Here is a 13,913-nt window from a genome sequence, read left to right on the forward strand (position 1 = left end):
ACAGATCTTCTTTATTGCAGGCCCATTCAGGCCATTATGAAGTCGGTCAGTCTCGGCAAGAAGGCGAATGTCAGCCTTGGAATACTTTGTCTCAARCCCCTTCGTTGTCCGTTGTTTGCGCTTGAGAAGCCCCAGATTCAGGTATTCTTTAATTAGCCGGGTTATTTGCGCCCTGGAATAGCCTGAAGCGACGATCAGATAGCGTTTGATCAGCCCTTTCTCAGGCTTGCTCAGAGTGCGGTATCGAAAGTGTTTGAGAGTGCCTGCAATCCATTGATAGCACTCGTCTTTTGACTTCCAACCAGGCTGTATCTGCGGTGTAGCCTGAAGCAGCTCCTCCACCTGCTGGAGCGATTTGATGAGCCGTGTGTCCATTATGATTTTCATCCAGTAATTTTGGACGAAAGATCAGAAATCACAGGCTCATTTCATTTTGGAAACAAGGGCTCCGTTCAGGCTCATTTCATATTGGAAGAGACTGGTTGTTGAGTTTTATTAAATGACAATCTATTTTCAATGATTGTCATTCTTTTCTGAAAATATCATTATTGCTTCTAACCATCCTTTTTCATTCGACAGCCTCCGGCTAATTCAATGCTTAAATCACTCTCTGGTTTGCAGCAGCAAGTGAGAATTTTACCTTCCGGGATAAAGGCAATAGGTTCGGTGGTGTATGACACCTCCCCGTCAATCAGGGTGGCCTGACAGCTACCACAAAATCCTTCACGACACTGGAAGTCTATTTCCACCTGCTGATGTTCCAGCGCTTCCAGAACCGTTTGTTCTTTGCGGGGAATAAAGCTGAAGCCTTCCAGAATTTTAATGATGTGCGCCATGACGTTACCTGTTGTGTTCAGGGTACTGTTCTCAACAGGGCACCCTGAACGTCATGAATGGCTTACAGCGAGAAATTACTGAAGTCTTCGGACTGCACTTCGTTGTCGATCTGCCCCACAAGGTAGGAACTGACTTCTACTTCCTGTGGTGCTACCTGAACATTGTCGCTGTTCAGCCAGCTGTTCATCCAGGGCAGCGGGTTCTGTTTTGTGGCAAAGGCGGGTTCAAACCCGGCGGATACCATACGCTGGTTGGTAATGTACTCGACATATTGACCGAGAATATCCCGGTTCAAACCAATCATGGAGCCGTCACGGAACAAGTAGTCGGCCCAGTCTTTTTCTTGCTCAGCGGCATCGATAAAGATTTGACGAGCCTGGTCTTTTAACTCTCTGGCCACCTCTGCCATTTCCGGGTCGTCTTTACCGTCCGCCATCAGGTGCAGCATATGCTGGGTGCCGTTCAGGTGCAGGGCTTCATCCCGGGCGATCAGTTTGATGATTTTGGCATTGCCTTCCATGGTGGAACGTTCGGCAAAAGCAAAGCTGCAGGCAAAGCTGACATAGAAGCGGATGGCTTCCAGTACGTTCACCGATACGATGGTCAGGTACAGTTTCCGCTTCAGATCACGCAGGCTTACGTTAACGGTTTCACCATTAATCGTGTGCTGCCCTTCGCCTAGGCGATGATAAAGGCTAACCCCCTCGATCAGCGCATCGTAGTATCGGGTAATATCACGAGCACGTTTGGTGATGGCTTCATTGGTGACAATATCATCAAAGATGACGGAGGGTTCGTTGACAATATTGCGAATGATATGGGTGTACGAGCGTGAGTGAATGGTTTCACTGAACGCCCAGGTTTCGATCCAGGTTTCCAGTTCTGGCAAGGAGACGATAGGTAGCAGTGCCACGTTGGGCGAGCGACCCTGCACGGAATCCAGCAGCGTCTGATATTTCAGGTTACTGAGGAAAATGTGCTTTTCGTGATCAGGTAATGCCGCGAAGTCTCGGCGATCGGTGGATAAATCCACTTCTTCGGGGCGCCAGAAAAACGACAGTTGTTTTTCAATCAGTTTTTCAAATACCGCGTATTTCTGGACATCGTAACGGGATACATTGACATGGTGACCAAAGAACATGGGCTCCTTAGTGGCGTTAAACTGTTCCTGGTTAAAGGTGGTGTATGTCATTGTCTGATTAGCCCTGAATCATGTTTTCCGTGGACGAAGCCGGTAAGGATGCAGCGTACGACGTTTGTTATCTATAAGCATTTGCGCTACCGGCTTTGATAGTGCTCCCTCTTTCCCGGGGCTGCCGTGAGCGGGAGCGCTGCACGACAGTTTTCTTTCTTATTTACATCTTGCTGGCACTTAGATTTTACAGGCGCCACCAGCACAATCGTCATCCATGTCTTCCTGAGTATCGGAAGCGCCGTCCCGGGTGTTGTGGTAGTACAGTGTTTTAACGCCCAGTTTATACGCGGTCAGCAAATCCTTCAGCAGTAATTTCATGGGCACTTTACCACCTTCAAACAGGTTCGGATCGTAGTTCGTGTTGGCGGAAATGGTCTGGTCCACAAACTTCTGCATAATGGCTACCAACTGCAAGTAACCGTCGTTGCTCGGCATGCTCCAAAGCAGTTCGTACTGACCTTGTAGCTCGGCGAAATCCGGTACGACTTGTTTCAGGATGCCATCTTTACTGGCTTTCACGCTGACAAAGCCCCGAGGCGGTTCAATACCATTAGTGGCGTTGCTGATCTGCGAAGACGTTTCTGATGGCATGAGCGCCGTCAGTGTCGAGTTGCGCAGACCGTGAGCCTTGATGTTTTCCCGCAGGGATTCCCAATCCAGCTGCAGCGACTGATCGCAAACGGCATCCAAATCTTTTTTATAGGTATCGATCGGGAGAACGCCTTTAGCGTAGGTAGTCTCATGGAACTTGGTGCACGTACCTTGTTCTCTGGCCAGCTTGTTGGAGGCTTTCAGCAGGTAATACTGAACGGCTTCAAAGGTGCGGTGAGTCAGGCCATTGGCAGAACCATCGGAATAGCGCACCCCGTTTTTGGCCAAGTAGTTGGCAAAGTTAATCACACCCACACCCAATGGACGACGGCCCATGGTGGAGTTATAGGCGGCAGCAACCGGGTAGTCCTGATAATCCAGTAAGCTGTCCAGAGCACGAACGATGAGTTCGGACAGCTCTTCCAGTTCGTTGAGATCTTTCAGTGCGCCAAGGTTAAATGCTGCCAGCGTACAGAGGGCGATTTCACCTTCTTCGTCGTGAATATGAGTCAGTGGTTTGGTCGGCAGGGCGATTTCCAGACAGAGATTGCTCTGGCGTACCGGTGCCACAGCCGGATCAAATGGGCTGTGGGTATTGCAGTGATCCACGTTTTGCAGATAGATGCGTCCGGTGCTGGCGCGCTCGGAAGCAAATAGCGAGAACAGTTCAATGGCTTTCAGTGTGGTTTTACGCACTGATGGGTCTTGTTCGTATTGAACATAGAGCTTTTCAAACTTCTCTTGATCCGCGAAGAAAGCATCGTAAAGGCCGGGTACATCGCTTGGAGAAAAGAGTGTGATGTTGCCACCTTCGATCAAACGCTGATACATCAGTTTGTTAAACTGCACACCGTAATCTAAGTGACGCACCCGGTTGTCATCAACGCCCCGGTTGTTTTTCAGTACCAGCAGGTTTTCCACTTCCAGATGCCAGATTGGGTAAAACAGCGTGGCTGCACCACCACGAACCCCACCTTGTGAACAGGATTTTACGGCGGTCTGGAAATGTTTATAAAAAGGAATACAGCCGGTGTGGAAGGCTTCACCGCCCCGGATCGGGCTGCCCAGTGCACGGATATTACCGGCATTAATGCCGATGCCTGCACGCTGACTGACGTATTTCACAATAGCGCTGGATGTCGCGTTAATGGAGTCCAGAGAGTCGCCACATTCAATCAATACACAGGAGCTGAACTGACGGGTTGGTGTGCGCACGCCGGCCATGATCGGAGTTGGCAGCGATAACCGGAAAGTGGACACGGCATTATAGAAGCGCTCGATAAAGTCCAGACGGGTATCTTTCGGATAGCCAGCAAACAGGCAAGCACCGATCAGCATATAAAGAATCTGAGGGCTTTCGTAATATTCGCCAGTCACCCGGTTTTGTACCAGATACTTACCTTCCAGCTGCTTGACGGCGGCGTAGCTGAAGTTCATGTCACGACCGTGATCGATGAAGCTTTCCATCTGATCGAACTCTGCTTCGGTGTAGTCGGTCAGCAGGTGTTGGTCGTACTTCTTCATTTCTACCAGTTTGACCACATGGTTGAACAACCGGGGCGGTTCAAACTGGCCGAAGGCTTTTTTGCGCAGGTGGAAAATGGCCAGACGAGCAGCGAGATATTGGTAATCCGGTGCCTGGGCTGAAATCAGGTCGGCAGCGGATTTGATCAGTGTTTCATGGATATCGGTGGTTTTGATGCCATCGTAAAACTGAATATGGGACTTTAGCTCGACTTCGGACACCGATACATTGTCCAGACCTTCTGCAGCCCAGGTGATGACTTTGTGGATCTTTTCCAGATCCAGCGGTTCCTTGTCGCTGCGGCGTTTAGTGACCAGAAGGTTTTTGTTCATTCAGTGATTACCTGTAAAATCTATTCAAAACAATAGGTTAGCTGCTCTGAGTCGCCCGCTGCTGTTTGCGGCAGAGGGCTTAAGCCCTGGCCTGAGTGGAGCGTGTATCCGGGGGTAATGCCGGGGGATCTGTTGAGCCAGATCGCCACAGTTCCATAAATACGTGACGTCAGAGTGCTGGCAACGATGCCAGCGCCTCCCGAACACTGAAGAAACCCATTGTGAGCACACGTCCCTGTTAACAATGTCTACTCCCTGTTCATGCTATTCACTGCGCTGATCCCGGAAAATCAGTTCGTTCCGTTGAACTGATTGATTCCTAATGACTTGTATCGGCAGAAAACGAAAAACACAATATGTTGTGTAGTCATTGTTTTCATACACAAGATAATGCGCCCTATAAAGAATTTCAAGCAGACAAAGCTGGGGAGATGCTGTGGATAAATTGTGGGTAATACCTATGGTTGGTATTTGCTAACTGCCGAGTGGCTTAGACAGACAAAGTAAAGAATTTGCAAGCAAAAGAATCCAGGTGAGAAAAAATAAAAATGTTTTTCTGAGGGATTTTAGCGCTTTCAAAAAGAGCTGAAAGACGTGCCGCATGAGTGTACGGTTTGTTACAAGCTCAGGGTAGGACGTAAGAGCGCCGGTAGTGTAACATCAGCATTCGGAAAACCAATCATTTGAACAAAGTGGGCAATGGCTGCCCACGGTAAAACGTATTTTGAGGTTGTAGCAAAAGCCCTGGTTCCCACGCTTTTATGCCCTTTGGGTATTGCGTGGGAACCTATACATATATCTCTTTGAAAATTAAGAGGTATGCATTCCCACGCGGAGCATGGGAACGAGAAGTATGGGCTTTTGCGGTACCCTCATTTTGTGTTGGGGTGTATAACATGGCTTTGGATAATGCTGAAACGGGTCGCATCCTGATTGTTGAGGACGATGAGCGTCTGGCAACACTGACCCGTGAATATCTTGAAAATAATGGCCTTCAGGTAACGGTAGAAGGTGATGGCGGCAAGGCCGTGGAACGGATTCTCAGCGAGCGTCCGGATCTGGTGGTGCTGGATTTGATGCTGCCGGGTGAAGACGGTGTGTCTATCTGCCGTCGGGTGCGCAGCCAATACCATGGCCAGATTCTGATGCTGACTGCCAGAACCGACGATCTGGACGAAGTGCTGGGGCTGGAGATGGGCGCTGACGATTACGTGGCCAAGCCCGTGCGCCCAAGAGTATTACTGGCGCGGATTCGTGCCTTGTTGAGACGCAGCGCAGCGCCATTAGAAGAAGAGACGGAAGCCCCGAAAAGCATCCGGTTCGGTAATCTAGTGGTGGATAATGCACAACGGGAAGCCTGGTTGAACGATGAAAGCATTGATCTGACCAGTGCCGAGTTTGATTTGCTCTGGCTGCTTTGCTCCAACGCCGGCCGGGTGCTGAGTCGTGAAGAAATCTTTGCTCAGCTCCGCGGTATTGAATACGACGGTCAGGATCGCTCCATCGACGTTCGAGTGTCCCGAATTCGACCTAAGATCGGGGATGACCCGATGCATCCACGGTTAATCAAAACCGTGCGCAGTAAAGGGTATCTGTTTGTCAAAAGTGAATAACGCCTACCTATTATGATCAGCGACCATGACCAGCGAATATGAGTAGTATTTTTCTCCGCATTTATGGCGGCCTGTTATTTTCTCTGGTTCTGGTGTCGGTGTTGTCCGGCATTGTGGTGACGATTGTGAACAGTGTGCGGCTGGTGGAATATCGCGAAGATATGGCCAGTGGCACCTTTCGGCTGGTGTCAGACGTGTTGTCATCTTTACCCGGTGATGAACGCCAGAAATGGCTGCGGGATTGGGGGCATAAGTTGTCGATTCCGTTCTCCATGGTGCCCATGGATCAGGCCGGTTTCGACGAAGACACCACCAAACAACTCATCCGTGGTGATGTGGATGTCAGGATGTTGAATGAAACATCGGCCATCATTACTTCCCAGATTGATGATAAATGGTTGCTACAGGGCATCGTGCCAGAAATCTCTGAACAGATGGCCAGCGGCACGATGATCTTCCTTCGTCACCTGTTACAGGAATACTCTCCACAGCAGCGATCCGCCATACTGGCGCAACAATCGCCCGAATCATTGGGTATTCCGGTGATTTTGGCGGAATCTCCTGCCAGTCTGCAATTGACACCACTGCAACAGAATCAGCTCCAGCAAGGCGGCGTCGTGACCGTATTGAGCATCCGGGATGAAACGCTGCAGTTATATGCACAAATGAGCGACAGTGATCAGGTATTGAAGCTGGGACCGATTCGCTTGCTGAATTTGTATCCGTTCAAATTAATTCTGACGATCGGGCTTTTTGTTTTGCTCTCAATCAGTCTGGCCATTTATATATTGGTGCGGGGGATGGAGACGCGTCTGAGAAAACTGGAGCGCGCCGCCACTCGCTTCAGCCGAGGTGACTTTGATGTTCGGGTCAATATGGAAGGAGCCGATTCCATTGGTCGTTTGTCTATGGCGTTTAATGCCATGGCGGATCATATTCAGCGGCTGTTGGATTTACAGAAAGAGATGATTCGCGGTGTTTCCCATGAGTTGAGAACACCTGTTGCCCGTTTGCGCTTTGGTCTCGACTTGATTGCAGATGCAGAAACGCAACAACAGCGGGAAACCCAGCTGGAAGGAATGGATCAGGATATTGAAGAACTGGATCATCTGGTAGACGAATTTCTGACCTACGCCAATTTGGAGCAAAGCGCACCGACTTTGAGCTTGAAACGGCATGATGTGGATAAAGTCGTGGCTCAGGTGGTGGGAGAACATCTTCGTCTTCAGAATCGGATCGAGTTGGATCATATTCCCTGTAACGTATTAAACCCTCGTCGTTTTGTTGAGATTGATCGTCGTTATATCCACAGAGCCGTTCAGAATCTGGTGGGTAATGCCTGTCGTTATGCCGACAGTAAAGTTCAGGTACGTTTCTCCTCAACACAAGATACCTGTCGTATTGATGTGGATGATGATGGGCCGGGGATTCCAGAAGAACAGTGGGAAAGGGTATTTTCTGCTTTTTCACGTCTGGACGACAGCCGCACTCGTAAGTCCGGTGGTTATGGTTTGGGGCTCTCCATTGTTCGCAGAATCATGTACTGGCATGGAGGCAGAGCGTTGATCAGTCACAGCGCACTGGGTGGTGCCCGGTTTAGCTTGGTTTGGCCCAGAAAGCAGCGTCACTGATGCTTGCTCCACATTATTCAGGGTGACGATTCATACCCTGAATCATACCCTGAATAATGTTGAGAAAGTCACTGTCAATGCCTTCCTCTCTGAGAATATCCAAAGCAACGTTTTGTGTTGAAGCGCCTGGCCATAGTCGATAGTCATAGCTTAACGATCCATCTGGGTTCACTACCGCATTGAAGTGGAAGTTCTGATGTTTCCCCGGAGATTGGCTTTCCAGTGTTGCTATTCGGGGATAATGTGTCGATGTAATACTCAGATTGCTCGGGTTCATGGCCATTGCTTCGATTAGCCCCAGTGCAGCAGTCTCGCCTTCTTCCGGGTTGGTATTCGAAAATAATTCATCAAAAAAAACGACACTGTATTGATTTGCTGGCAGCGATTTCAGTGTATTCAACAATTCAATAATTTTTTTTGATTCTGCACTGAAGCTGGATACCCCGGTAATGACTTCGGGTTCATTAACCAGGTGGGTGTGGATCAAGCTGAAAGGAGTGAAATCCATATGCTCTGCTGCAGCCACGGCCAGTGTTTGGGCGAGCACGATGTTTAAGCCAATGCCTTTGACCATGGTGGATTTCCCGGCGGCATTAGGGCCCGTAATAACAGTGCTTATGGGGTTATTGTTGCCACTGGCGAAGTGGTTGGCCACGGCTGAAAATGAAGGCAGTAATGGGTTCCAGAGTTTTTCCATACTGACTTGTGGCTGGCTTGGCGGAGAAAGGTAGTGTGGAAAAATTAATCGATTTGGTCGCCAGTCCAATGACAAACGGAGGTGATTGGCTGCTGTAATCCATGCGCCCAGTTCACCCACCGACTCCATGACCCGGCTTAATGATAAATGGTTGCGTTTTAATAACGTCAAACCGCGCTTATAGCGCCCCATATTGGAGCTCACATAATCCAGAAATGTGGGGATGCTTTCTGGGGCATCTTTCAATAATGACATGATTTCCACCATGGAAGTGGAGTTGTGAAGTTTGAGGAAGCCTTTTCCGGTGCCCAATGCCATTTGCACTGGTGGGTGTTTCTCCAGCAACTGTTCCATTTCAACCGCACTTTCTAATGCTCTTCCAGCCCGCCGGGAACGTTCGACAATAAAACGATAGGCTCGCATGTGTTCGCGAAAACGGTAATAAGACTTGTAGAGAGCAACCGCCTGAAGTACGACAAAACTGCCAGCACTGAAAATTTTAATAGGGCTGGAAAGGTCGCTGAATTTCAGTTGAATATCGGACAGTACCTTCATCATATGGGAAGGCAGATGAACAGTGGAGTTCAATAGGCCGTTGATAATGCCATTTTTGATGGTAAAGGTACCCACCAGAGTTGAACCCAACAGCCCCAGGGGCGCGTTCAGTGCGGTACCGATATGAAAGGCGTCATTCAAGCGCCGGGCAATCTCTTCCTGGGTACCGCTGCCGCTAAGGCCGGGCAGATGAGTTCTGCGGTCAATCTCACCAAAGGTTGGGCTATTGACGGCATCGTAGGGATCGAACAGTGCAATCAACCCATCTTCATCAATGGCGTAACGTATGAGCAGTTCTTCAAATCGGCGAAACACATTGGGGTGGTTAATCAGATATTTAATGGCCTGCTGTCGCTGATCGAGAACGCGAATATCCGCAATTGGCGAGATCAATAACTTAGCCAGCATAATTTCACCGGAGATTGTCAGGGTGGTGCCAATTTTACTGAGGAGGCTTTCTGCAGGATGTTGCCGGGTGCCACTTAGAATATGAAGGTCTTTTACGGTCTGTGCAGAGAGGACGGGCGTGGCACTGTCGGAAAATTTAGCAAACGCTTGCAGTAAGATGCTGCGTTTTTCGCCGGGCGCTAACAGAATATCCGGTAACTCCTGCTTTTGGTGCCGGGAATTGATAGCATTTTGATAATTATCAACGGAGTGCAACTGAGATAACTCATCGTGAATTAACTGATAGATGTTGTCAGATTGGCCGGCAAAGGCGAGATGACTCTGAAACAATATGATTGAAAAAAAACTGACAATCATAAACAATCTGTCTTTTTTCAAAAAATGGAAAAATAGAGGTGTAATAAAAAACATTGAGTACGATACAGATTGTTGTTAAATAACTCAGGTACTTTGAGTTTTTGAAAATAACCTATAGTTGAATAATTGAAATATTTCATTCTTTCTATTAAAAATAACCTATGTATATGTTTAGTGCTCTTGTAGTAAAGTTTTTAATAAAGGTGTTTTTCTGTTTACGAAGAAAGGATTCTTCATGATGAATAAATGCATTATTACAGCATCGCTATATCTGGTTTCACAGTTTGTAAACGCTGATTTCTATGTAGGCATGGAATATGCCGAGCTCGATGTTGATTATCAAAGTGAGTCTCGAGATATTGGTACTATAAGTGTCATTGGTGGTACTCCTATTAAGGATTACCTCGTGATAGAAGCTCGAGCTGGAATTGGCACTGATAGTGACTCAAATAAAGACATAGATCTATTATATGGGGTTTATGGAAAGCTAGGGCGTGTTATTGGACGGTTTTACCCTTATGCTCTTTTTGGTTATACCCAAGTAAAAGGTACTGATGATGATGAACAGATCAGTGAATCTGATACATCTTATGGTGCAGGGGTGTCTTACCAGGTTTCTGATAAAACATCGGTAAGCTTGAATTATATGAAACATATAGACGACAATGAATTGTCTATTGATGGTGCCTCATTACAGTTTGTCCATCATTACTAATTAAACCGGCTCAAGCCGGTTTAATGCCATTCAGTGTCGTAAAACAGGTTTCTCGCGCAGAGTTAATAAAACTGTCCATATAAGGTTGTTCTTTCTGCTCCGTTCTCACGGCAGCATACAGTGTTGACCAAACTCCTTTCTCACCAAGCGGCAGCGCATGCACCTGTCCTTTATCGAGATACTCCGCCAGCGCCCAGCAAGGTAAGGCGGAAACACCCCGCTGGCTGGCAACCAGTTGCAGCATCATTAATGTGAGTTCTGCTGTTCGTATGGAAGCGGGTTCCACTTGGGCAGGGTCCAGAAAATCATAGAAAACAGCCAGACGCTCCTGTTCTACCGGATAAGTAATCAGAACTTCATTATTCAGATCTTCAGGGTTGGCAAACGCCTGACCGGCTAAAGGATGATTTCGGGCGAGAGCCAATAACATTTCGTAGCGAAACAAGGGCAGATAATCGATGCCATCAATGGGTGTTGGATCTGAAGTAACTACCAGGTCCAGCTCCCCGCGTGACAACGCAGGCAATGGCGCAAAATTAAACGCAGTGGAAAAATCCATCTCCACTTCTGGCCAGTGCTTACGGTACTCATCAATCGTGGGCATTAACCACTGATAACAACTGTGACACTCAATGGCAATGTGCAACCGACCAGACTTCCCACCCGCCAGCTTGAGCAGATTCTGTTCCACCGCTTTGAACATGGGCAGCACTTCATCCGCCAGCTCCAGCAATTTTAGCCCGGCAGTGGTGAAGCGGGGAGGACGGGTTTTTCGGACAAACACTTCCATGCCAATCCGGTGTTCCAGATCTTTCAGCTGATGAGACAGTGCTGACTGCGTTAGGTGCAGACGACTGGAGGCTTCTACCAAGCTGCCGGTTTGTTGAATGGCTTTCAGGGTTTTCAGGTGCCGAAGTTCAAGCCCAAGGTTTTGAATACTCATATCGAAACGTACAGCGCATTTTATTATTAAATTTATTCAACTATATCATTAATATTATGAGATTGATTCATTTTTGATCATTCCCCAGACTTGTTGTCACTCTCAACCCAAACAATAACCTCTGTCGGGAGACACAACATGACCACCACCCATAATCTGGGTTTTCCCAGAATCGGCGCCCACCGCGAATTGAAAAAAGTTCAGGAGAGCTATTGGCGTGGTGATATGTCTCAGGAACAGTTACTGGCCGAAGGTGCTCGTCTGCGTTCATTGCACTGGCAGGTGCAGAAAGACGCCGGGCTCGATTTTGTCCCTACCGGTGATTTTGCCTGGTATGACCAGGTGCTCAATCACTCATTAATGCTTGGGGCGATTCCCGAGCGTTTTACCCCTGCAGCACCATCGGATATCGACACACTGTTCCGCATGGCGCGAGGCCGGGCTCCCAGTGGCGAACCGGCCGCTGCCTGTGAAATGACCAAGTGGTTTGATACCAACTACCACTATATTGTGCCGGAACTCACCAAAGGTCAGCAGTTCCATCTGGCGAATCGTGCATTGCTGGATGAAACCCGTGAAGCTCTGGAGCAGGGTTTTAATCCCAAGCCAGTACTGGTGGGTCCACTGACGTGGCTATGGCTATCAAAGGTCAAAGGGGAACCGTTTGATCGTTTGGAATTATTGGACAGTGTGCTGGCAGTTTATGGTCAGGTGCTTAATGAGTTAGCTGAGCTGAATGTGGAATGGGTGCAGATTGATGAGCCTATTCTGGTGCTGGATTTGCCTCAGGAATGGCATCAGGCTTTTGAATCTGCCTATAACCAGCTACAGAGCAATAATGTGAAAGTGTTATTGGCTACTTATTTTGGTGGCTTAAATGGTTCAACGACAACCGTTGTGAATTTGCCGGTGGCAGGGCTGCATGTTGATTTGGTCAGAAACCCGGAACAACTGCCTGCGCTGTTGGATCGCCTGCCAGCTTACAAAATACTGTCTGCTGGTGTCGTGAATGGTCGAAACGTCTGGCGCGCCGATCTGCAGAAAATACAACAGCAGTTGTCTGCTGCTTCTGAACGACTCGGTGATCGTCTATGGGTAGCACCCAGCTGCTCTTTGCTCCATACGCCAGTAGACTTGGAAAGTGAAACATTGAAGCATGGCAAAGGCCTCGATCAAGAGCTGAAACCCTGGTTAGCGTTTGCCAGGCAAAAGTGTCAAGAAGTGGCGGTGCTCGGTAAAGCCCTCAGTGGTGGCGATGCTGCCAAAGATGCGTTGGTGCTGAGCGCGTTTACCGAATCCAGGGCAGCGGTGCAATCCAAAGCGGCTTCTGCCCGTGTTCATAATAAACAGGTTCAGCAGCGTGTAGCAGCGATCAAAAACGATAGTCAGGTTGATCAGCGTGAGTCCGCTTTTGCGGTGCGTGCGAAACAGCAACAGGAAAAACTGGGGTTACCGTTGTTTCCAACCACGACTATTGGTTCGTTTCCACAAACCAAAGAAATTCGTCAGCAGCGATTGAAATACCGCAAAGGCGAGTTGGATGAACCAACCTACATCGCTGCCATGCAGAGTGAAATTAAAGTCACGCTGGAAAAACAGGAACAGTTGGGGCTGGATGTTCTGGTGCATGGTGAAGCAGAACGTAATGACATGGTTGAATATTTTGGTGAACAGCTGGACGGCTTTGCGTTCACCGCCAATGGCTGGGTGCAGAGTTACGGCAGTCGTTGTGTAAAACCCCCCATTATTATTGGTGACATCAGTCGTCCTGAGGCGATGACGGTGTCTTGGAGTCGTTTTGCGCAAGATCAGACAGCACTGCCTGTGAAAGGCATGCTTACGGGGCCGGTTACCATTCTGTGCTGGTCATTTCCACGGGATGACGTTGAGCGCGAGCAGTCTTGTCAGCAATTAGCGCTGGCGTTGAGAGATGAAGTGGTCGATCTTGAAAAAGCAGGCATTCATATCATTCAGATTGATGAGCCTGCCATCCGGGAAGGTTTGCCTCTAAAGAAAGAAGATTGGCCTGCGTATCTCGACTGGGCAGTGAAATGCTTCCGAATCACCGCCAGTGGTGTGAAGGATGAAACACAGATTCACACCCACATGTGCTACAGCGAGTTCAATGACATCATCGAATACATTGCGGCCATGGATGCCGATGTTATCACCATTGAAACCTCACGCTCGGATATGGAATTACTGGATGCGTTTGAGGCATTCGAGTATCCAAATGAGATAGGCCCGGGTGTTTACGACATTCACTCGCCCAATGTGCCGGAGATTGCCTGGATCGAAAAGTTAATGAGCAGGGCGTCAGAAAAGATTCCCAGAGAGCGCCTTTGGGTGAATCCAGATTGTGGTTTGAAAACCAGAGATTGGCCTGAGGTAGAAGCGGCACTGAAAAATATGGTGGAGGCGGCGAAGTCTCTTCGTAGTTAATAGCGACAGCAGGTCTTCGGGAAAAAATTCTGAAGACCTGCTTTTTGCCGCGGTAACACTAATTGAGTAATG

At 48.5% G+C, this 13,913-nt stretch carries 10 protein-coding genes; 4 read left to right on the top strand and 6 right to left on the bottom strand.

What is annotated here, in order from left to right; translation table 11 throughout:
• From AKL11_RS25640 to nrdA, 4 genes are all read right to left on the bottom strand, one after another.
• Positions 1-375 (bottom strand): hypothetical protein (locus AKL11_RS25640; protein WP_216636786.1); only part of this gene is annotated, 375 nt, incomplete at its 3' end.
• 179 nt (positions 376-554) lie between these two features.
• Positions 555-836, bottom strand: a complete 282-nt coding sequence (yfaE, locus tag AKL11_RS10315) for a class I ribonucleotide reductase maintenance protein YfaE (RefSeq protein ID WP_067517041.1) — start codon at positions 834-836, stop codon at positions 555-557.
• A 62-nt stretch (positions 837-898) separates the two neighbouring features.
• Positions 899-2,029, bottom strand: coding sequence for a class Ia ribonucleoside-diphosphate reductase subunit beta (gene nrdB, locus AKL11_RS10320; protein WP_067517043.1), 1,131 nt, complete (start codon positions 2,027-2,029; stop codon positions 899-901).
• A 180-nt stretch (positions 2,030-2,209) separates the two neighbouring features.
• Complete coding sequence (nrdA, locus tag AKL11_RS10325) at positions 2,210-4,480, bottom strand: class 1a ribonucleoside-diphosphate reductase subunit alpha (protein ID WP_067517045.1); 2,271 nt, start codon at positions 4,478-4,480, stop codon at positions 2,210-2,212.
• A gap of 896 nt (positions 4,481-5,376) precedes the next feature.
• On the opposite strand from nrdA, the gene AKL11_RS10330 reads away from it, so the two are divergent.
• Positions 5,377-6,093, top strand: a complete 717-nt coding sequence (locus AKL11_RS10330) for a winged helix-turn-helix domain-containing protein (RefSeq protein WP_067517047.1) — start codon at positions 5,377-5,379, stop codon at positions 6,091-6,093.
• A 38-nt stretch (positions 6,094-6,131) separates the two neighbouring features.
• Positions 6,132-7,724, top strand: coding sequence for an ATP-binding protein (locus AKL11_RS10335; RefSeq protein ID WP_067517049.1), 1,593 nt, complete (start codon positions 6,132-6,134; stop codon positions 7,722-7,724).
• Positions 7,725-7,737: 13 nt separating this feature from the next.
• Here the strand turns inward: AKL11_RS10335 and AKL11_RS10340 are convergent, their stop codons facing one another.
• Positions 7,738-9,741 (bottom strand): MutS-related protein, encoded by a 2,004-nt coding sequence (locus AKL11_RS10340; RefSeq protein WP_067517051.1) that lies wholly within the window; start codon positions 9,739-9,741, stop codon positions 7,738-7,740.
• 235 nt (positions 9,742-9,976) lie between these two features.
• Between AKL11_RS10340 and AKL11_RS10345 the strand changes: the two genes are divergently transcribed.
• Positions 9,977-10,456 (top strand): outer membrane beta-barrel protein, encoded by a 480-nt coding sequence (locus AKL11_RS10345; protein ID WP_067517054.1) that lies wholly within the window; start codon positions 9,977-9,979, stop codon positions 10,454-10,456.
• A 10-nt stretch (positions 10,457-10,466) separates the two neighbouring features.
• Here AKL11_RS10345 and AKL11_RS10350 read toward each other — a convergent pair whose 3' ends face one another.
• Positions 10,467-11,399, bottom strand: coding sequence for a LysR family transcriptional regulator (locus AKL11_RS10350; protein WP_067517056.1), 933 nt, complete (start codon positions 11,397-11,399; stop codon positions 10,467-10,469).
• Between the two features lie 138 nt (positions 11,400-11,537).
• On the opposite strand from AKL11_RS10350, the gene metE reads away from it, so the two are divergent.
• Positions 11,538-13,841 (top strand): 5-methyltetrahydropteroyltriglutamate--homocysteine S-methyltransferase, encoded by a 2,304-nt coding sequence (metE, locus tag AKL11_RS10355; protein ID WP_067517058.1) that lies wholly within the window; start codon positions 11,538-11,540, stop codon positions 13,839-13,841.
• The last annotated feature ends 72 nt before the right edge of the window (positions 13,842-13,913 follow it).

The organism is Endozoicomonas ascidiicola (genome assembly GCF_001646945.1).
Classification (GTDB): domain Bacteria; phylum Pseudomonadota; class Gammaproteobacteria; order Pseudomonadales; family Endozoicomonadaceae; genus Endozoicomonas; species Endozoicomonas ascidiicola.

Coding starts and splice junctions, on each gene's coding strand:
- yfaE (WP_067517041.1), bottom strand. CDS start 836: ATGGCGCACATCATTAAAATTCTGGAAGGCTTCAGCTTTATTCCCCGC.
- nrdB (WP_067517043.1), bottom strand. CDS start 2,029: ATGACATACACCACCTTTAACCAGGAACAGTTTAACGCCACTAAGGAG.
- nrdA (WP_067517045.1), bottom strand. CDS start 4,480: ATGAACAAAAACCTTCTGGTCACTAAACGCCGCAGCGACAAGGAACCG.
- AKL11_RS10330 (WP_067517047.1), top strand. CDS start 5,377: ATGGCTTTGGATAATGCTGAAACGGGTCGCATCCTGATTGTTGAGGAC.
- AKL11_RS10335 (WP_067517049.1), top strand. CDS start 6,132: ATGAGTAGTATTTTTCTCCGCATTTATGGCGGCCTGTTATTTTCTCTG.
- AKL11_RS10340 (WP_067517051.1), bottom strand. CDS start 9,741: ATGATTGTCAGTTTTTTTTCAATCATATTGTTTCAGAGTCATCTCGCC.
- AKL11_RS10345 (WP_067517054.1), top strand. CDS start 9,977: ATGATGAATAAATGCATTATTACAGCATCGCTATATCTGGTTTCACAG.
- AKL11_RS10350 (WP_067517056.1), bottom strand. CDS start 11,399: ATGAGTATTCAAAACCTTGGGCTTGAACTTCGGCACCTGAAAACCCTG.
- metE (WP_067517058.1), top strand. CDS start 11,538: ATGACCACCACCCATAATCTGGGTTTTCCCAGAATCGGCGCCCACCGC.